This is a genomic window from Evansella cellulosilytica DSM 2522 (genome assembly GCF_000177235.2).
Classification (GTDB): Bacteria; Bacillota; Bacilli; order Bacillales; family Salisediminibacteriaceae; genus Evansella; species Evansella cellulosilytica.
On record NC_014829.1, the window covers coordinates 750,294 to 770,489 of the forward strand.

General features: G+C 35.6%; 13 protein-coding genes and 1 pseudogene. All 14 read left to right on the top strand.

Annotation, left to right across the window (positions count from 1 at the left end):
- Positions 1-207: 207 nt before the first annotated feature.
- The 14 genes and pseudogenes from BCELL_RS03470 to BCELL_RS03535 all read left to right on the top strand — a co-directional run bounded on the left by BCELL_RS03470 (position 208) and on the right by BCELL_RS03535 (position 19,997).
- Positions 208-2,124, top strand: a complete 1,917-nt coding sequence (locus BCELL_RS03470) for a methyl-accepting chemotaxis protein (protein ID WP_013487288.1) — start codon at positions 208-210, stop codon at positions 2,122-2,124.
- A 569-nt stretch (positions 2,125-2,693) separates the two neighbouring features.
- Positions 2,694-4,031, top strand: coding sequence for an ABC transporter substrate-binding protein (locus BCELL_RS03475; RefSeq protein WP_013487289.1), 1,338 nt, complete (start codon positions 2,694-2,696; stop codon positions 4,029-4,031).
- 231 nt (positions 4,032-4,262) lie between these two features.
- Positions 4,263-5,180 (top strand): carbohydrate ABC transporter permease, encoded by a 918-nt coding sequence (locus BCELL_RS03480; RefSeq protein WP_013487290.1) that lies wholly within the window; start codon positions 4,263-4,265, stop codon positions 5,178-5,180.
- Positions 5,181-5,192: 12 nt separating this feature from the next.
- Complete coding sequence (locus BCELL_RS03485) at positions 5,193-6,038, top strand: carbohydrate ABC transporter permease (protein ID WP_013487291.1); 846 nt, start codon at positions 5,193-5,195, stop codon at positions 6,036-6,038.
- Between the two features lie 241 nt (positions 6,039-6,279).
- Complete coding sequence (locus BCELL_RS03490) at positions 6,280-7,290, top strand: LacI family DNA-binding transcriptional regulator (protein ID WP_013487292.1); 1,011 nt, start codon at positions 6,280-6,282, stop codon at positions 7,288-7,290.
- Between the two features lie 807 nt (positions 7,291-8,097).
- Positions 8,098-9,426 (top strand): ABC transporter substrate-binding protein, encoded by a 1,329-nt coding sequence (locus BCELL_RS03495; protein ID WP_013487293.1) that lies wholly within the window; start codon positions 8,098-8,100, stop codon positions 9,424-9,426.
- Positions 9,427-9,670: 244 nt separating this feature from the next.
- Positions 9,671-10,588, top strand: coding sequence for a carbohydrate ABC transporter permease (locus BCELL_RS03500; protein WP_041808122.1), 918 nt, complete (start codon positions 9,671-9,673; stop codon positions 10,586-10,588).
- Positions 10,589-10,602: 14 nt separating this feature from the next.
- On the top strand, positions 10,603-11,454 hold the full coding sequence (locus BCELL_RS03505) for a carbohydrate ABC transporter permease (RefSeq protein WP_013487295.1): 852 nt from the start codon (positions 10,603-10,605) through the stop codon (positions 11,452-11,454).
- A 458-nt stretch (positions 11,455-11,912) separates the two neighbouring features.
- Positions 11,913-12,917, top strand: coding sequence for a LacI family DNA-binding transcriptional regulator (locus tag BCELL_RS03510; RefSeq protein WP_013487296.1), 1,005 nt, complete (start codon positions 11,913-11,915; stop codon positions 12,915-12,917).
- A 476-nt stretch (positions 12,918-13,393) separates the two neighbouring features.
- A complete protein-coding gene (locus tag BCELL_RS03515; protein ID WP_013487297.1) occupies positions 13,394-14,722 on the top strand; it encodes an ABC transporter substrate-binding protein in 1,329 nt (442 codons plus the stop codon).
- A gap of 232 nt (positions 14,723-14,954) precedes the next feature.
- A pseudogene (locus tag BCELL_RS03520) lies at positions 14,955-15,873 on the top strand (carbohydrate ABC transporter permease).
- Positions 15,874-15,886: 13 nt separating this feature from the next.
- On the top strand, positions 15,887-16,738 hold the full coding sequence (locus BCELL_RS03525) for a carbohydrate ABC transporter permease (RefSeq protein ID WP_013487299.1): 852 nt from the start codon (positions 15,887-15,889) through the stop codon (positions 16,736-16,738).
- 170 nt (positions 16,739-16,908) lie between these two features.
- Entirely contained in the window at positions 16,909-17,913 is a 1,005-nt protein-coding gene (locus tag BCELL_RS03530; protein ID WP_013487300.1) for a LacI family DNA-binding transcriptional regulator, read from the top strand.
- 785 nt (positions 17,914-18,698) lie between these two features.
- Positions 18,699-19,997 carry an ABC transporter substrate-binding protein gene (locus BCELL_RS03535; RefSeq protein WP_013487301.1) on the top strand — a complete coding sequence of 433 codons (1,299 nt, stop codon included), beginning with the start codon at positions 18,699-18,701 and terminating at the stop codon, positions 19,995-19,997.
- The last annotated feature ends 199 nt before the right edge of the window (positions 19,998-20,196 follow it).

A 20,196-nucleotide genomic window follows, 5' to 3' on the forward strand; every position in this document is an offset into this window, starting at 1 on the left:
ATAGTGCAGAATTTTGTCGGAGGAGGAGAGTTATTGTTTTTTTGTTCAAAATAGTGAACTGAATGAAGAGATTTAGTTACTAAAATATAAGCTACATAAAAGAAGAAGTGTTTAAAGTTATATTACGAGAGTTTTTGTTAATGAAGCAATTATGATGTTATTTTTTATATCAATTACTAAATAGAAATAATAGAAGGGGTGGATAGTGTGTTTAGATGGTCTAATAAAAGTCTAACATTTAAGTATGGGTCAGTTTATGTATTAACAGTTGTATTATTTGTATTATCAGCTTTTTTAATCAATTTATTATTATCTGAAACTAGAAGTGAAGTAGAAGCAATGAATCAAAGTGCGGAAAACTCAGTCAAGTTAGCTGAGATGGAGTTACTCATTCAAGAGCGTTTTACAATTTTAGGTCAATATATGGTGGCTGCAACAGATCAGTCTGCTCCTCAGTTTGAGAACACAATCTCAGAATTCACTTCTCTACTTGAGGAAGTAGAGCCATTTATTGATTCGGAGGAGAAGCAGTACTTATTAAATACGGCACTTGAAAATGACGAAGAAATAATAGAAAGTTTTAATGAATATATCTTATTAAGAGAAAGTGAAACATCAGCATCAATAAATAGACGTACATTAGATAATGCGCGCAGAAATTATCAGCAAAGCTCTTTCACATTAACACAATTAAGAACGATCTTTGAAGCAGAAAGAGAAGAGGCTATAGAATCAACATTTGGAAGCTTCCAAAGAACTACAAGTATATTAGTCCTTTCCATTCTTATTTCTGTTGTTATAGGTATAATTGTATTAATTATTGTTAGCTTTGGTGTGAAAAAACGTCTGTCTAAAATCCTTGGGTTTAGTGAAAAGATAGAACAAGGAGATTTGACTGTAAATAATTTAGAAACGTACGGAAAAGATGAGTTCTCTAGAGTTTCTCAATCCCTAAATACGATGAAAGATGGTATTGAAGATATATTAAGAGATATTGCAGTTGTTTCAGACAACATTAGTACAAGAAGTGGTGATCTTGAAGAATCTGCAGCATTTTTAGAAGGTGTTAGTAAAAACGTTTCAAGTAAGTTAAATGAGTTAATTGCTATTGTAGAAGAACAATCGGCTGCAATTGTACAAATCTCAAGTACGAATGAACGTTTTAATGGTAGAATTAATTCAATAGAACAATTCAGTGCAAAAATGAAGGAATCATCAATAGAAGTATCGTCCAATACGAAGGAAGGTATTTCATTAATGAATGAATCAGTATCTAATATTAACTCAATTAATCAATCTGTAGCAAACTCTGCATCAAAAGTAAATGTACTAGTAGAAAAAGCAGGAGACGTATCACAAATAACAGAGCTTATTAATAAAGTTGCAGAAAAGACGAATTTACTAGCATTAAATGCTTCCATTGAAGCAGCAAGAGCTGGTAGCTACGGTAGAGGTTTTGCTGTAGTTGCAGAAGAAATACGAAACTTATCGTCAGAAGTAAATCAATCTATTAACGATATGAATGTGATTATCCAAGGTATTCAACAAGAAGCCAATGAAGTAGAAACGGTTTTAAAATCTTCAAATGAAAAAACCATTGCGGAACAAAAGAAGATGGAGCAAAACATATCTTATTTAGTTAAAATTGAAGGATCCATTGATGAACTAGTTGGAAATATAGATAACATTTACACGAATTTAACAACGATGACAGGGGAAAGTGATGAAATTAACACGTCGCTAGAAGAGCTGTCAAGCTTATCAGACAAAACAACGGTTTATATTAATGATGCTAGTGACTCAATTTATGAGCAAAATAATATTATCGAACAAATTAATGATCACTCAAAAGAACTGTATGGTGCAGTAGGTAAATTAGATGAATCGTTGAAACGTTTTACAGTAGATAAAGAAAAAACAGAAGTCACTGAAAGTGAAATAGAAGAAGTATTAGAAAATGAAGATGAAAATATTGTTCCTGATCTCGAAGTGTTAGACGATAGTGATGAAACATTAGCGGTTGAAGATGTAGAAAAAGAAACTGAAACTGAACCGATTGAAGAACTTGCTAAAAATGAAAGTGAAGTAGCTGCTAGTTCAGAAAATAATACGGAAAAATCATAAGATTTTTCTAACGATGTAAAAAAGGCCTTATGACAGATTACACAATTCCAATCTAATTGAGGCCTTTTTTATTAATTTTTTTTCAATTGAGTTTATAAAAAAGGCCATATAAACTAAGGCTTAGGCAACCTCCAAACAAAAAATCCAATTTTTTGACACAATATTTTTCAAAAAAAATGTTGCCAATCTTCAGATTTAGATTTAAAATAAGCTTGAAAGATGATGAAAGCGTTTTCTTGAAAAGTTTTAGTAGCGATTCATTACATACTAATCTAGGAAAATACAGTATATAATTTAATGAAAATACAACATAATCCTTTTACACACAATAAAATATACTCTCACACTATTGACACAACTAGTTTTCCGAAAATTCTTTTTATTCTTTTTAAATCGTCATCAAATGGCTTTAGAATATAAAAAGTTGAAAAACTTGTAGTGTCATTTTTTTATAGGTAATGTAAGCGTTTACTTTAATAAGGAGGTGAGGCTTACTGATAATAGCCATCGGTTATTTTCATTAGAGCTTTGCAGTAAAAAAACATTAATTTTTCAAGGGGGAAAACGAAATGAAGAAATTTTTTAAGCTTGCAGCAACATCACTTTTAGCTGTATCCGTATTAGCGGCTTGCGGAGATGATGATGCTACAGACGCAAACGAAACAGATGACAATGGTGATACTGAGGAAACTACTGAAGATGAATCTACTGAAGAAGAGTTTGGTAGTGAAGATGCAGAAGTAGAATTAGTATTCTGGGAGTTCGGTAATACTGGATATGACGTACTAATTCAAGAGTATGTTGAGGAAAATCCACATGTTTCTATTAATCTACAAAACTATGATATGAACGATTTACACGATAACTTATTTACATCTTTATCAGCAGGTAGTGGAGCTCCTGATATCGCAATGATAGAGGAAGGGTCTATCGAGCGTTTTAAAGCAGCTGATGATCGTTTTAACAACTTATACGACCTTGGTGCTGGAGATGTTGAAGGTGATTATCTTGATTGGACTTGGAGAAACGCGCAAAGTGCTGATGGTTCATTCCAATTCGGACTTCCAACAGATATCGGACCTACTGTAATGTTCTATCGTACAGACGTGTTTGAGGATGCTGGTTTTGATTCTTCTCCAGAAGCAGTTTCCGAATTATTAGCTACATGGGATGATTTTGCTAACGTAGCTCAAGAAATAAATGATGCAACAGGTGCATTAATGACGGACGCTGGTGAGCTAGTATTTAACGCTCGTCGTGACCAAGCTCCACAAGCATACTTTAATACTGATGACGAATTAATCCTTGAAGACAATGCTGCTATTAGAGAAGCTTATGACTTTGTTGCAGATCTATTTGATGCAGGACTAGTTGGAGATATTCCACTTTGGACTCCTGAGTGGTTTGCAGGAATGGATGACGGATCTTACGCTATCTTCTTAGCACCAGCTTGGATGCAAGGGGTAATTAAAGATAACAGCCCAGAAGAAGGTGTATGGTCAATCACTACAATGCCAGAAGGTGCTGGTAACTGGGGTGGATCTTACTTAACACTTCCAAACGAAGGGGATAATGAGGTAGAAGCATACAACTTTATTTCTTGGTTAACTGCACCAGAGCAACAGTTCAAAGCGTTCCAAGGATACGGGTTATTCCCATCAACGCCAGCTGTGTATGATATGCCTGAATTCCAAGCGTATGAGGATTCTTACTTCGGTGGCATTAACACTGCACAAGTATTCTCAGAAGCAGCAGAGGCTGTAATTCCAGTTTATAAAGGTAGAAACTACTACCCAGTTAACGATGAACTCATGGAAGCAATTGATAACGTCTCCGCTGGTGCAGATCGTGATGCAGAGTGGGATTCAATGCTTGATCGTGTACAAAGTGTTCTCGACAGACAATAAAATAATGTAAAACTAAGAAAGGGTATGACTCCTTCGTGTGTCATGCCCTTTCTCAAGAATTAGCATCCATCTAGTTACCTTGTTAAACATTTTCGAGGTGGGCTTCAATTTTAGATATAAAATAAGGAAAACTGAAGAAGAATTTTAAGCCTCCCTCGAAAATGAACAAGGTGTTTGTCATATTGGATATCCCATTTTACTCTGTATTCTTTCTAAAAGGAGGGAAACAAGTTGGAGACAACTGTTAAGGCTAGAAGACTATCAGAGAAAAAGAGAACGGCTTTATCAGCCTATTTATTTATTTCTCCGTTTTTTGTTTTGTATCTTATTTTTGGGTTATTCCCAATGATCTTTAGCTTTTACTTGTCATTCTTTCGCTGGGATGGCTTAACACCGATGACTTATGCTGGACTGAGAAACTTTGAAATCATCTTTAATGATTCCGTATTTTTCTCATCCATCTTAAACACATTTCTAATTGGTATAATGGGGACGTTTCCGCAGATTATAGCAGCGCTTCTACTTGCCTTTGCGCTTAACTCAGCGCTTATACGTTTCCGAAATACGTTTAGAACACTTATATTTTTACCATATATAACGTCAATTGTCGCGGTTGCTATTATATTTGGACTTTTGTTTAATAGCCAACCGTTCGGTTTATTTAACTTCATTTTAAGTAACTTCGGTGTAGATCCTATTCGGTGGAATGCAGAGTATTGGCCAGTAAAAATCGCTATATCGACAATGGTATTTTGGAGATGGGTTGGTTACAATACGATTATTTTCTTAGCTGGTATGCAAAGTATCCCGAAAGACTTATATGAAGCTGCAAAAATTGATGGTGCAACTGTAGGACAGCAAATTCGTCTTATAACATTACCGATGTTAAGACCTATATTGCTTTTCGTTGTCTTTACAGCAACAATTGGAGCATTCCAATTATTCACTGAGCCATTAATCTTTTTAGGTAGAGGTTTACGTGAAGAAGGGATTACGATGGTTGCTTACTTATGGAGAGATGCGTTTATATATAATTCCTTCGGGACTGCATCCGCGGCAGCAATTGTTTTATTCTTCATCATCATCGTACTAACGGCGATAAACTTATTTATCACTAACAGAGTTGGCCGTTCGAAGAAAGTCGTATAGGAGGGGACTACAATGGCAAAAGAAGTTGGGTACAGGAAGTTTTCTATTCAAAAATCTCTCGTCTATTTTGTTTTAGTATTTGGATCTTTAGCTTCCTTGTTTCCTTTTTACTATATGTTCGTCATGGCAACTCGATTAAATCGAGAAATAAACTCAGTTCCACCACCATTTACGCCTGGGCAAGATTTAGTAGGTAACTTCCAGAAAGTATTAGGAAACATCGACTTTTTTGGAGCGATGGGCAATTCCTTGTTTGTTGCCTCAGCTGTGACGATAGGAACGTTATTTTTATGTTCTTTAGCAGGCTATACGTTTGCTAAATTAGATTTTAAAGGAAAAAACATATTGTTTGGGATGATTTTAGTGACGATGATGGTACCGCCGCAACTAGGGTTAATCCCACAGTATTATATTATAACAACATTAGGCTGGTTAAATGATTTTAGAGCAATAATTGTCCCTGGTTTAATTAATGCCTTCGGAATTTTTTGGATGAGACAGTACATTAAAGAAGGGGTTCCATTCGAAATAATCGAGGCTGCAAAAATTGATGGTTGTTCTAACTTTCGTGTATATTGGAACATTGTCGTACCGATGATTCTACCAGCGTTTGCTACATTAGGAATCATTGTATTTATGTTCGTGTGGAATGATTTCTTGTGGCCAATTGTCGTTCTTAGAGATCAAGCGGTTCATACATTACAGGTTGCATTAAGGGCCCTAAATGATGCAAGGCAAGTAGACTACGGAATGATTATGTCGGGAACGTTTTGGGCTACAGTTCCATTAATTATCGTTTTCTTAATGTTCAACCGATTATTTATTCAAAGTTTATCAGAAGGTGCTGTGAAAAGTTAACGATGAAGTCAGCTAATAATGTTCTGTAGTGGATGTAAAGTCTTGTAACGAACATTTTTTCAACAGGACTTTACTATCCCCTACATGACTTTTTGAAAATGACTATTAAAATAGCTATTCTCCTATGTAAAAAAGTTTCGAGAATAGGTATTTTAGGAAGTCATCATACATTTGTTAATTTAATAATAAATCGGATAAGAAAAGAAGTTACGATAATTTTCCGGACGAAGGGGAATAGAATATGCCAACAATATATGACATTGCTAAGAAGACTGGTTTTTCCATATCTACTGTTTCAAAGGTATTGAATAATTATAAGGATGTAAGTGAAAATACTAGAAAAGTTGTTTTCGAGGCTGTTAATGAATTAGGATATTTCCCTAATTCCAGTGCGCGCACTTTAACAACAAAAAGGTCTTGGTCAATCGGTGTTGTATTTGATGAAGAATATGGTATTGGTATGGAGCATCCTTTCTTTAATGCGGTAATGGAAAGCTTTAAAAGAAATGTCGGAAAGCATGGGTATGACCTACTTTTCTCTTCAAATAGAAACGGAAAACCAAAATCATATATAGACCATTTTCAATATCGTGGTGTTGATGGAGTGGTCGTTGTTAGGTGTGCTATAAAAGACCCTTACGTAGAAAAATTAATGGAATCCAATATACCATCTGTTGTTATTGATCAAGATACTAGATTAGCAAGTGTTGTATATAGTGATAATTATTATGGAAGCGAATTAGCCGTAGAGCATTTTTATTCATTAGGACATGAAAAAATAGCTCATATTGCAGGATCGCAAAAAATGTTTACAGGATTACAACGAAAAAAAGGATTTATGAAAGCGATGAAGCAGCATAAATTAATTGTTCGTCAAGAGTATATAGTGGAAGGTGGGCCATTTACTTATGAGTCTGGTCAGCAAGGTATGAGAAAGCTACTGGAATGTGAAGAGTTGCCAACAGCTGTATTTGCTGCGAGTGATATTATGGCACTAGGAGCAATTTCAGAAATTCGAAAAAGCGGATTGAATGTTCCGAAAGATATATCAGTTATTGGCTTTGACGATATTAAGATATCTAAATACACGACTCCAGAGTTAACTACAATAAAACAAGATACAGCTCTAATAGGAAAAACAGCTGCAAATCTTTTAATGGATCAAATTAATGATAAGAAAAAAAATTTCATGTCTGTAAAAATACCCGTAGAATTAATACAAAGAAACTCGTGTCAAACAATAGACAACTAAAATGATAGTTGCTTAAAATAAAATAGCTGTATAAAAAAGGAGGGGATAGTCCCCTCCTTTTTTTATGTTCACGATACTATTAGACAAAACCGAAACGCTATAAGTTTTATGTTACCTATATATTACTCAGATCAGGCTAGTTTTTCCGGCACATACGTTTCTTTGTCATATTTAATAAAGAGGAAAGCACATTACTATAGAAAGTTTGGTGATGGCTACACTCGTCGAGCGCCAACTAACAAGATATTGTTAAAATAGTTTCTTAATTATGACTCAAAAGTTCAAACTTCACCAAATGAGTTATCCTTTTATTATTTTAAATAAAAAAATTGTATAATTTATGTCGATTTTTGTAATCATATCATTGATTGTAATAGGATTTTTCAAAAAAAGGCAATAAAAACCAAAAAATAATATGTTAAAAAAGTATTGATATTTTTTTGTTTTAGACTTACAATGTTTATGAAAACGTTTTCCGTAAAATTTTCAGTAAATCAGCTTTCAAAAAATTATGGCGGATATAGGATGAATCCTTATTATATAAGGATTTATTAATAAGATAGGTCTAATTTATACAGTTTAGTAAAGTGGTTGTTTTGAATGTTTTTCGAGAAAGTTTTCAAAACGACTTAATATTTTATGTAAATGAAAAGGCTTACTCTCGTTAATTCAATAGTAAAATAGCTTTATTTACTTAACAAGTAAACAGCCTTTTAAGGAGGTGAGGTTACCAGAAATTCGTTTAAGGTGATTTTCATTCAGTGATTCTTAAAAATCTTACTTATTTTCAAGGGGGAAAAGAAAATTATGGCTAAATATTGGAAACTTGGAGCAACAACTCTTCTTGCAGCTAGCTTACTAGCAGCTTGTGGTGGAGATGGCGACACTGAAAACGGCGGAGATACAACAGATAACGGTGACGCTGGTGAAGAAACTACTGAAGAACAAATCGGTAGTGACGACGCAGAAGTAGAATTAGTATTTTGGGAGTTCGGTAACACAGGTTACGACGTATTAATTCAAGAATACGTGGAAGCAAACCCTCACGTATCGATTAATCTTCAAAACCAAGATATGAACGACCTTCACGATAACTTATTTACATCTATCTCAGCTGGTAGTGGTGCACCTGATATCGCAATGATTGAAGAAGCAGCTATCGAGCGTTTCAAAGCAGCTGAAGATCGCTTTAATAACTTATACGATCTTGGTGCAAATGATGTAGAAGGGGATTTCCTTGAGTGGGTATGGAGAAGTGGACAAAGTGCTGACGGTTCTATCCAATTCGGTTTACCAACGGACATCGGACCAACAGTAATGTTCTACCGTACAGACGTATTTGAAGAAGCAGGATTCGATTCTTCACCAGAAGCAGTATCTGAATTACTTGCTACTTGGGAAGATTTTGCAAACGTAGCACAAGAAATTAATGACGCTACTGGCGCATTAATGACAGATTCTGGAGAGCTTGTATACAACGCTCGTCGTGACCAAGCATCTCAAACGTACTTCAATGCAGAAGGCGAATACATTCTTGAAGATAACGAGCAAATTAGAGAAGCTTACGACTATGTAGCAGACCTATTTGATGCAGGATTAGTTGGAGATATTCCACTTTGGACTCCTGAGTGGTTCGCAGGTATGGATGATGCATCTTACGCTGTATTCTTAGCACCAGCTTGGATGCAAGGGGTAATTAAAGATAACAGCCCTGAAGAAGGTGTATGGTCAATCACTACAATGCCAGAAGGTGCTGGTAACTGGGGTGGATCTTACTTAACACTTCCAAACGAAGGTGACCACGCAGAAGAAGCTTATGCATTTATCGAGTGGTTAACTGCACCAGAGCAACAGTTCAAAGCATTCCAAGGATACGGATTATTCCCATCAACACCAGCAGTATATGACATGCCTGAATTCCAAGAGTATGAAGATTCTTACTTCGGTGGCATTAACACTGCACAAGTATTCTCAGAAGCAGCAGAAGCTGTACTTCCAGTATTCAAAGGTAGAAACTACTACCCAGTAGATGACGAAATTAAAGAAGCGCTTGATAACATCGCTGGTGGATCTGATCCAGATTCAGAATGGCAATCAATGTTAGACAGAGTACAAAGCGTTTTAGATAGACAGTAATTTTATCATTTAGCTAATTGACTTTTTGTAAGGGTATGGCACGGTATCATATGCCATACCCTTCAAAAAGTATTAGAAGTTTAGTCTTATACTAATAATCTTGTTGGTTCTAGCAGTGTCAAGTAAGTTTCGAGGTGCCACTTTTATTAATGCTTATGCATATAAAGAGACTTTTTCGAAGACCAACAAGATTATTAGTGAAAATAGGACAGTGTGATTTATGTTATTTAAGGAGGGTCATAAGTTGGCGACAACAGTTAAATCAAGAAGGCTATCTGAGAAAAAGCGTACTGCCTTATCAGCGTATTTATTTATATCTCCATTTTTTATTTTGTTTGCGATTTTCGGCTTATTCCCAATGGTATTTAGCTTTTACTTATCGTTTTTCCGATGGGACGGCTTAACACCAATGACATATGTCGGATTACGCAACTTTGAGATCATCTTTGGGGATTCCGTATTTTACTCATCCATCTTAAACACTTTCATCATTGGATTGATGGGGACACTTCCGCAAATTATAGCGGCGCTATTATTGGCGTTTGCCCTCAATTCAGCGTTGATTCGATTCCGTAATACGTTTAGAACGTTAGTGTTCTTACCGTATATTACGTCGGTTGTAGCCGTTGCGATTATTTTCGGTGTTGTGTTTAATAACCAGCCATTTGGTTTCGTAAACTATATTTTAAGCATGTTTGATATTGATCCAATTCGTTGGAATCAAGAGTACTGGCCAGTTAAAATCGCTATTTCGACAATGGTATTTTGGAGATGGGTCGGATATAATACGATCATTTTCTTAGCAGGGATGCAAAGTATTCCGAAAGACCTTTATGAAGCAGCGAAAATTGATGGGGCAACTGTCGCTCAACAAATTCGAATGATTACACTTCCAATGTTAAAGCCAATTTTAATGTTTGTTGTATTTACAGCGACAATCGGTGCGTTCCAACTATTCACAGAGCCTTTAATCTTCCTCGGAAGAGGATTACGTGAAGAAGGTATTACAATGGTTGCTTACTTATGGAGAGATGCGTTCGTTTATAACTCATTTGGTACAGCCTCTGCGGCAGCGATTGCACTATTCTTCATTATTATCATTTTAACGGCGCTTAACCTACTCATTACAAATAGAGTTGGCCGTTCGAAGAAAGTCGTATAGGAGGGAGCTTACAAATGGCAAAAAATAAAGAAGTAGGATCAGGGAAGTTTTCTCTTAAAAAGGCGTTTGTTTATTTGTTCTTAGTGTTTGGTTCAATGGCTTCCCTATTTCCGTTTTACTATATGTTCGTTATGGCAACGCGATTAAATAGAGAGATCAACACCGTACCACCACCGTTCACACCTGGAGCTAACTTAGTTGAAAACTTCCAAAAGGTGTTAGGGAACATCGACTTCTTCGGTGCAATGGGTAACTCGTTATTTGTATCTGCGTCAATCACATTTGGTGTACTATTCCTATGTTCATTAGCAGGTTACACGTTCTCGAAGCTTGATTTTAAAGGGAAAAATGTTTTATTCGGGATTATTCTTGTGACGATGATGGTACCACCGCAATTAGGGTTAATTCCACAGTACTACATCATTACAACTTTAGGTTGGTTGAACGATTTCCGTGCGATTATTATTCCTGGTTTAATTAACGCATTCGGTATTTTCTGGATGAGGCAGTACATTAAAGAAGGGGTACCGTACGAAATTATTGAAGCTGCGAAAATAGACGGATGCTCAAACTTCAGAATTTATTGGAACATCGTCGTACCAATGATTTTACCAGCATTCGCAACGTTAGGGATTATCGTGTTCATGCACGTATGGAATGACTTCTTATGGCCGATCGTTGTATTACGTGATCCATCAGTTCACACGTTACAAGTTGCACTACGTGCGCTAAACGATGCGCGACAAATGGACTACGGAATGATTATGTCAGGAACATTCTGGGCAACCGTTCCACTACTTATCGTATTCTTAATGTTTAACAGATTATTCATTCAAAGCTTATCTGAGGGTGCTGTAAAGAGTTAAACCTTATTTTCTCCTTCAAATTTTCGAATTTGAAGGAGAAAATTTATTTCATTACTTTTTTATTAATTTTCATTAATTTAATTAAGTAATGCTAAATCAATGGTATAATATATCTGATTATAAATTTTATTCATAAATGAATTTTAAAATAGCCATTCTCATTTTTGATAAGTCTAAGCCTTATCGTATAGCCCATTTAATGAGGCGGGGTATTTTAAAACTCAGATGCGAAATAATAACTCATTCATGCTTAACGATTACTTAATAATTCTGCTACCACTATTAGGATATTGAGATGAACGGATAGATCTATATCATATATTTTTAATATAAAAACTTCTATAAATAAATGGAAGCGTTTCCGTTTTATTATGTGATAAACCAAGGAGGAAATGTTCTTACTACATAATCAAGTAGAACAATAGATTTTTTTACTTCCACCAAGAAGGAGAATGACGATGACAACAATACACGATATTGCAAAAAAAACTGGTTTTTCGATAGCTACTGTTTCAAAAGTATTAAATAATTACAAAGATGTGAGTGAGAATACTAGAAAAGTAATCTTTGAAGCAGTGAATGAAATGGGCTATTATCCAAATTCTAGTGCGAGAACGTTAACTACGAAAAAATCCTGGTCAATAGGCGTAGTTTTTGATGAAGACGAAATTGGAATGGAGCACCCTTTCTTTAATGCTGTTATTGAAAGTTTTAAGAAACATGTAGGTAAACAAGGCTATGATTTACTTTTTGCCTCAAATAGAATTGGTAATGTTCCAAAGACATATATTGATCATTTTCAGCATCGTGGTGTAGATGGTGTCGTTGTCGTAAATAGTGTTTTAGAGGATCCAGATGTGGAAAAGCTGATGAAATCAAATATGCCATCAGTAGTAATAGACTTTGATAGTAGAGAAGCCAGTGTTGTATATAGTGACAACCATCATGGAAGTGAACTTGCTATTGATCATTTGTATTCATTAGGTCATCGGAAAATTGCACATATAGCAGGATCAAATTCTTTGTTTGCAGGAATTCATAGAAAAAATGGATATTTACTAGCAATGGAAAAATTCGGTTTACCTTTGAAGGATGAATATATTGTAGAAGGTGGGCACTTTAGTTATGAAGGTGGCCAAGATGCAGCAAAAAAATTACTAAAATGTGAAGAACGACCTACAGCTATTTATGTAGCAGGTGACTTAATGGCACTCGGAGCTATTTCTGAACTAAAAAAACATGGACTGAGTGTTCCAGACGATATTTCTGTTATAGGATTTGATGACATAGAACTTTCTCGATATACTACTCCAGGATTAACTACGATAAGACAAGATACAACACTTATAGGGAAAATAGCTGCTAACTTACTGATGGATCAGATAAACGATAAAAAAAAGCATTATATGTCTGTTAAAATCCCAGTGAAATTGATAGAAAGAAACTCTTGCAAAAAAATATAATGTACAAAGCACTTACAAGTTTCAAAGTCTTGAAGGTGCTTTTTTTGTGTGTCAAAAACTACTGATTCAACGAAAGATTTACCGAAACTTTAAATAAGAATTTTCGAGCAAGTAATAATTGAAAAGATTGTGACATTTTATAGAGTTCAAGAATAAAAACAAATTTTAGTGAAATTTTTATCTTTACCAAAGCGCTTTACTCATTTATAATACAAGTTAGTGATTGGATGGATCGAAAATTATAGAATGTCAGATGAAGAAAATATGCTATTCCTAATATTTTCGGAAGCGTTTCGGCCATTACTGAAAATTTTAGTAGGTGTAAAAGTTTTCAGTAAAATGTAAAGGCTTACGAAAATGAAGGTTTTATTTTTTCTATTCACCTTGAAAGCGCTTTGGCTATCGTGGAAGACAATCTATCATTTTTATACGATTCATTTAAATTGCTGAATAAAAATTCTAGGGGGCATACAGAAATGAAAAAGTATTGGAAACTTGGAGCCACAACTTTTCTTGCAGCTAGCTTACTAGCAGCTTGTGGTGGAGACGGCGACACTGAAAACGGCGGAGATACAACAGATAACGGTGACGCTGGTGAAGAAACTACTGAAGAACAAATCGGTAGTGACGACGCAGAAGTAGAATTAGTATTTTGGGAGTTCGGTAACACAGGTTACGACGTATTAATTCAAGAATACGTGGAAGCAAACCCTCACGTATCGATTAATCTTCAAAACCAAGATATGAACGACCTTCACGATAACTTATTTACATCTATCTCAGCTGGTAGTGGTGCACCTGATATCGCAATGATTGAAGAAGCAGCTATCGAGCGTTTCAAAGCAGCTGAAGATCGCTTTAATAACTTATACGATCTTGGTGCAAGTGATGTAGAAGGAGATTTCCTTGAGTGGGTATGGAGAAGTGGACAAAGTGCTGACGGTTCTATTCAATTCGGTTTACCAACGGACATCGGACCAACAGTAATGTTCTATCGTACAGACGTATTTGAAGAAGCAGGATTCGATTCTTCACCAGAAGCAGTATCTGAATTACTTGCTACTTGGGAAGATTTTGCAAACGTAGCACAAGAAATTAATGACGCTACTGGCGCATTAATGACAGATTCTGGAGAGCTTGTATACAACGCTCGTCGTGACCAAGCATCTCAAACGTACTTCAATGCAGAAGGCGAATACATTCTTGAAGATAACGAGCAAATTAGAGAAGCTTACGACTATGTAGCAGACCTATTTGATGCAGGATTAGTTGGAGATATTCCACTTTGGACTCCTGAGTGGTTCGCAGGTATGGATGATGCATCTTACGCTGTATTCTTAGCACCAGCTTGGATGCAAGGGGTAATTAAAGATAACAGCCCTGAAGAAGGTGTATGGTCAATCACTACAATGCCAGAAGGTGCTGGTAACTGGGGTGGATCTTACTTAACACTTCCAAACGAAGGTGACCACGCAGAAGAAGCTTATGCATTTATCGAGTGGTTAACTGCACCAGAGCAACAGTTCAAAGCATTCCAAGGATACGGATTATTCCCATCCACACCAGCAGTATATGACATGCCTGAATTCCAAGAGTATGAAGATTCTTACTTCGGTGGCATTAACACTGCACAAGTATTCTCAGAAGCAGCAGAAGCTGTACTTCCAGTTTACAAAGGTAGAAACTACTACCCAGTAGATGACGAAATTAAAGAAGCGCTTGATAACATCGCTGGTGGATCTGATCCAGATTCAGAATGGCAATCAATGTTAGACAGAGTTCAAAGCGTTTTAGATAGACAATAAGTATATTATCTCAACTAGAAAAACTTTCGGAGGGTATGGGGGTTAGTGCCATACCCTTCTAGTTTTGACTTACTACTAATGATCTTGTTGGTATTTTCGAATAAGTAATATAGGGTGATCTATAGTATATAGCTACTAGCCTTAGTAGTAAGTCTGTTTTATCGAATACCAACAAGAGTTTTAGTATACGGAAAGATACATTAATTTAGAACTTTTAGAGGAGGGAAATAGGTTGGCGACAACTGTAAAAACTAGAAAGCTATCTGAGAAAAAACGTACTGCTTTATCAGCTTACTTGTTTATTTCTCCATTTTTCATTTTGTTCGCGATATTCGGGTTATTCCCAATGGTATTCAGCTTTTACTTATCGTTTTTCCGATGGGATGGTTTAACGCCAATGACATATGTCGGATTACGTAACTTTGAGATCATTTTTGGGGATTCTGTATTTTTCTCATCCATCTTAAACACATTCATCATTGGACTGATGGGGACACTTCCGCAAATTGTAGCAGCGCTATTATTGGCGTTTGCCCTCAATTCAGCGTTGATTCGATTCCGTAATACGTTTAGAACGTTAGTGTTCTTACCGTATATTACGTCGGTTGTAGCCGTTGCGATTATTTTCGGTGTTGTGTTTAATAACCAGCCATTTGGTTTCGTAAACTATATTTTAAGCATGTTTGATATTGATCCAATTCGTTGGAATCAAGAGTACTGGCCAGTTAAAATCGCTATTTCGACAATGGTATTTTGGAGATGGGTCGGATATAATACGATCATTTTCTTAGCAGGGATGCAAAGTATTCCGAAAGACCTTTATGAAGCAGCGAAAATTGATGGGGCAACTGTCGCTCAACAAATTCGAATGATTACACTTCCAATGTTAAAGCCAATTTTTAATGTTTGTTGTATTTACAGCGACAATCGGTGCATTCCAACTATTCACAGAGCCTTTAATCTTCCTCGGAAGAGGATTACGTGAAGAAGGTATTACAATGGTTGCTTACTTATGGAGAGATGCATTCGTGTATAACTCGTTTGGTACAGCCTCGGCAGCAGCAATTGCATTATTCTTCATCATCATTATTTTAACGGCGATTAACTTACTCATTACAAATAGAGTCGGCAAATCAAAGAAAGTAGTTTAGGAGGGAACTTACTATGGCTAAAAATAAAGAAGTTGGATCAGGGAAGTTTTCTCTTAAAAAAGCGTTTGTTTATTTGTTCCTAGTATTTGGTTCATTAGCTTCCCTATTTCCGTTTTACTATATGTTCGTTATGGCAACGAGATTAAATAGAGAAATCAACACCGTACCACCACCGTTTACACCAGGTTCTGATTTAGTTGGAAACTTCCAAAAGGTGTTAGGGAATATCGACTTCTTCGGTGCAATGGGGAACTCGTTATTTGTATCTGCATCGATCACTTTTGGTGTACTATTCCTATGTTCATTAGCAGGCTACACGTTCTCGAAGCTTGATTTTAAAGGGAAAAATGTTTTATTCGGGATTATTCTTGTGACGATGATGGTACCGCCGCAATTAGGATTAATTCCACAGTACTACATCATTACAACTTTAGGTTGGTTGAACGATTTCCGTGCGATTATTATTCCTGGTTTAATTAACGCGTTCGGTATTTTCTGGATGAGACAGTACATTAAAGAAGGGGTACCGTACGAAATCATTGAAGCTGCGAAAATAGACGGATGCTCAAACTTCCGAATTTATTGGAACATCGTCGTACCGATGATTTTACCGGCATTCGCAACGTTAGGGATTATCGTGTTCATGCACGTATGGAATGACTTCTTATGGCCGATCGTTGTATTACGTGATCCATCAGTTCACACGTTACAAGTTGCACTACGTGCGCTAAACGATGCGCGACAAATGGACTACGGAATGATTATGTCAGGAACATTCTGGGCAACCGTTCCACTACTTATCGTATTCTTAATGTTTAACAGATTATTTATACAAAGCCTTTCAGAAGGTGCTGTAAAGAGTTAAACTAAAAATAGACATTTTAATGACATTTGGAAATTCTTCCGCGCAATATCGTGAGTAGAATTTCCAAATATGTCATTATATTGGTAATTTTAATATTACGAATTTTATTACAAGATTAATAGCTTTAAAAATGTTTTTTATATCTAAATTAGTTATGAAGGAGAATGGAAATGGTGACTATACATGACATTGCAAAAAAAACTGGTTTTTCAATTTCCACTGTTTCTAAAGTATTAAATAACTATAGTGACATTAGTGAAAAAACAAGAAAAGCCATTTTTAAAGCTGTTAATGAAATGGGATATTACCCCAATTCAAATGCAAGAGCCTTATCAACTAAAAAATCATGGACTGTTGGTGTTGTATTTGATGAAGATGATATAGGTATGGAACATCCCTTTTTTAATGCGGTGACTGAGAGTTTTAAAAAAAGTATAGGTTTTCATGGCTATGACTTATTGTTTGCGTCAAACCGAATTGGGAATGTACCAAAAACATACTTAGATCACTTCCGTTTTCGAGATGTCGACGGAGTAATTGTTATTAATAGCGTTTTCAAAGATGAAGATGTGGAGAGGTTGATGTTATCCGACGTTCCTTCTGTATTCATAGATCTTGATAGTAGACATGCTAGTGGAGTATACAGTGATAACCAATATGGTAGTGAATTAGCTGTGAATTATTTACTATCACTAGGCCATACAAGGATCGCTCACATTGCAGGATCTCAAAAATTATATGCTGGTGTAGAACGAAAAAAAGGGTTTATCGAAGCAATGAATAAAAGTAATATTAATGTTAATGACGATTATATTGTAGACGCTGGATACTTTGATTATGAAAGTGGTCAAGAGGCAATGAAAAAGCTGTTACTATGTGATCCAATCCCAACTGCAGTTTATGTTTCGGGAGATATGATGGCTCTAGGAGCAATATGTGAAATTAATAATGCAGGTTTGAAGGTACCGGATGATATTTCTATTATTGGGTTTGATGATATACAACTAGCCCGATACACTACTCCACGGTTAACGACGATCAGGCAAGATACTCAACTAATCGGAAAGATGGCAGCTAATTTATTATTAGAGCAAATTAATGATAAAAAGAAATGTGATATGTCAGTGAAAATACCTGTTACATTGATCGAAAGAAATTCTTGTAGAAGTCTATAAATAAAATACCAGATTCTTTTAGAAAAGGAGAAACGAAAATGTTTCTCTTTTTTTTATGTTGTTCATATTATTACAATATAGAATAAATTACCAAAAAAATAATATGAATGATTAAAATAGTAGACACGTTTTTAAAAATCCGCGTTTACTAATGGTGAAAGCGCTGTATAAAAATTCATAAATATGTTTTTTTAGATTCAACAACAAATATAGAATACTTCATAGCGTATTTCTTAAATGTTTTTAGTTGATAATGTCTAATGATTTTTGTATAGTAGTATTCGTTGACGAAATTTAGGAAGTCAAAATAATATTGTTAGAATATATATACACTTTCATTGTACGAAGAGCATGTATACTCCACGCATTTGTCACAAATATCTCTAAAAAATCATTGCTATTCTTTTTATTACGAATTATAATTATTACCGAAAACGTTTTCCGAAACATATTTTCGAATAAAGTAAATATATTTACATAAAAAACGGGATTTTATAGTGGCTTTTATAGTTTTATAACAATATATACGTAGTGGAATTGTATTTCACATCGTTATATTTACGATATTTAAAACTATGAGGATTAACTATGCTCTTTACCGAAAATGTTTTCTGAAAACTTTAGATGATGGTAGTATCATAGTTTTTTGAAAATCACTCTTTTGATTGTTAAGAAAGCGTTTTTATTTTAAGGAGGTGATGCGATTCAATTTAACTTAAGGCTTTATGTTCTCGAGCTTATTAGCTCTTAACTATTAAACAAAATTTCCAAGGGGGAAAAGAAAAATGAAAAAATATTGGAAGCTGGGAACTACTACAGTTTTAGCGGCAACTTTACTTGCAGCATGTGGTGGTAACGACGATGGCGGAACTACTGATGATACATCTGAAGAGCAAATTGGTAGTAGCGACGCTGAAGTAGAATTAACTTTCTGGGAGTTTGGTAACACAGGATACGATGTATTAATCGAAGAATATGTTGCTGAAAATCCTCATGTAACGATTAATTTACAGAATAGTGACATGAATGACTTACATGATAACTTATTTACATCGTTATCAGCAGGTAGTGGGGCGCCAGACATCGCTATGGTTGATAGTGGAGACCTTGAAAGATTTAAAGCAGCTGGAGATGCATTTAATAACCTTTACGATCTTGGTGCTGCAGATGTAGAAGCAAACTACTTAGATTGGGTTTGGAGAAATGGAGAAAATGCTGATGGAGACGTAATGTTTGGTTTACCAACGGACATCGGACCAACAGTAATGTTCTACCGTACAGACGTATTTGAAGAAGCAGGCTTTGATTCTTCACCGGAAGCAGTATCTGAATTACTTGCTACTTGGGAAGATTTTGCAAACGTAGCACAAGAAATTAATGACGCTACTGGCGCGTATATGATGGATGCTGGTGAGCTTTTATACAATGCTAGACGTGACCAAGCACCACAGCAATACTTCAACGAAAACAATGAACTTATTATCGACGAACACAATTATATTCGTGATGCTTTTGATTATGTTTCAGAATTATATCAAGCAGGGTTAGTTAATGATATTCCTCTTTGGACACCAGAATGGTATGCAGGTATGGATGATGCATCTTACGCTGTAATGTTAGGGCCTGCATGGTTCCAAGGGCAAATTAAAGATAACAGTCCAGAAGAAGGCGTTTGGTCTATGACAACTATGCCAGAAGGTGCTGGTAACTGGGGTGGATCTTTCTTAACACTTCCATCTGAAGGAGAAAATGCAGAGGAAGCATATGCGTTTATCGAGTGGCTAACTGCTCCTGAACAACAATTGAAGGCGTTTGAAGGCTATGGATTATTCCCATCCGCACCAGCTGTGTATGATATGCCTGAATTCATGGAATTTGAAGATCCTTACTTTGGTGGAGTGAACACTGCTCAAGTTTTAGCTGAAGCAGCTGAAGCAGTTCTTCCAGTATACAAAGGTAGAAACTTCTACTCCGTAGATGATGAAGTAGTAGAAGCACTTGATAACATTTATGCTGGTGGAAATCCAGATGAAGAGTGGCAAGCAATGCTTGACCGTGTGCAGAGTGTACTAGATAGACAATAATTTCTTTACATTATCATTTATCTAAAGGGTATGGCTAGCTCTTTATGTCATACCCTTTCTTCTAAAATACGGACGATAGTATTGGTTACTAATGATCTTGTTGGTCCTGTCAATTACCATTGATGTTTCGAAGGTGCTAACAAGTTCCAATACTTCCTAGATAACGTTATTTATTTTCGAAAACCAACAAGATTTTTAG

Coding starts and splice junctions, on each gene's coding strand:
- BCELL_RS03485 (WP_013487291.1), top strand. CDS start 5,193: ATGGCAAAAGAAGTTGGGTACAGGAAGTTTTCTATTCAAAAATCTCTC.
- BCELL_RS03510 (WP_013487296.1), top strand. CDS start 11,913: ATGACAACAATACACGATATTGCAAAAAAAACTGGTTTTTCGATAGCT.
- BCELL_RS03475 (WP_013487289.1), top strand. CDS start 2,694: ATGAAGAAATTTTTTAAGCTTGCAGCAACATCACTTTTAGCTGTATCC.
- BCELL_RS03505 (WP_013487295.1), top strand. CDS start 10,603: ATGGCAAAAAATAAAGAAGTAGGATCAGGGAAGTTTTCTCTTAAAAAG.
- BCELL_RS03515 (WP_013487297.1), top strand. CDS start 13,394: ATGAAAAAGTATTGGAAACTTGGAGCCACAACTTTTCTTGCAGCTAGC.
- BCELL_RS03535 (WP_013487301.1), top strand. CDS start 18,699: ATGAAAAAATATTGGAAGCTGGGAACTACTACAGTTTTAGCGGCAACT.
- BCELL_RS03495 (WP_013487293.1), top strand. CDS start 8,098: ATGGCTAAATATTGGAAACTTGGAGCAACAACTCTTCTTGCAGCTAGC.
- BCELL_RS03525 (WP_013487299.1), top strand. CDS start 15,887: ATGGCTAAAAATAAAGAAGTTGGATCAGGGAAGTTTTCTCTTAAAAAA.
- BCELL_RS03490 (WP_013487292.1), top strand. CDS start 6,280: ATGCCAACAATATATGACATTGCTAAGAAGACTGGTTTTTCCATATCT.
- BCELL_RS03530 (WP_013487300.1), top strand. CDS start 16,909: ATGGTGACTATACATGACATTGCAAAAAAAACTGGTTTTTCAATTTCC.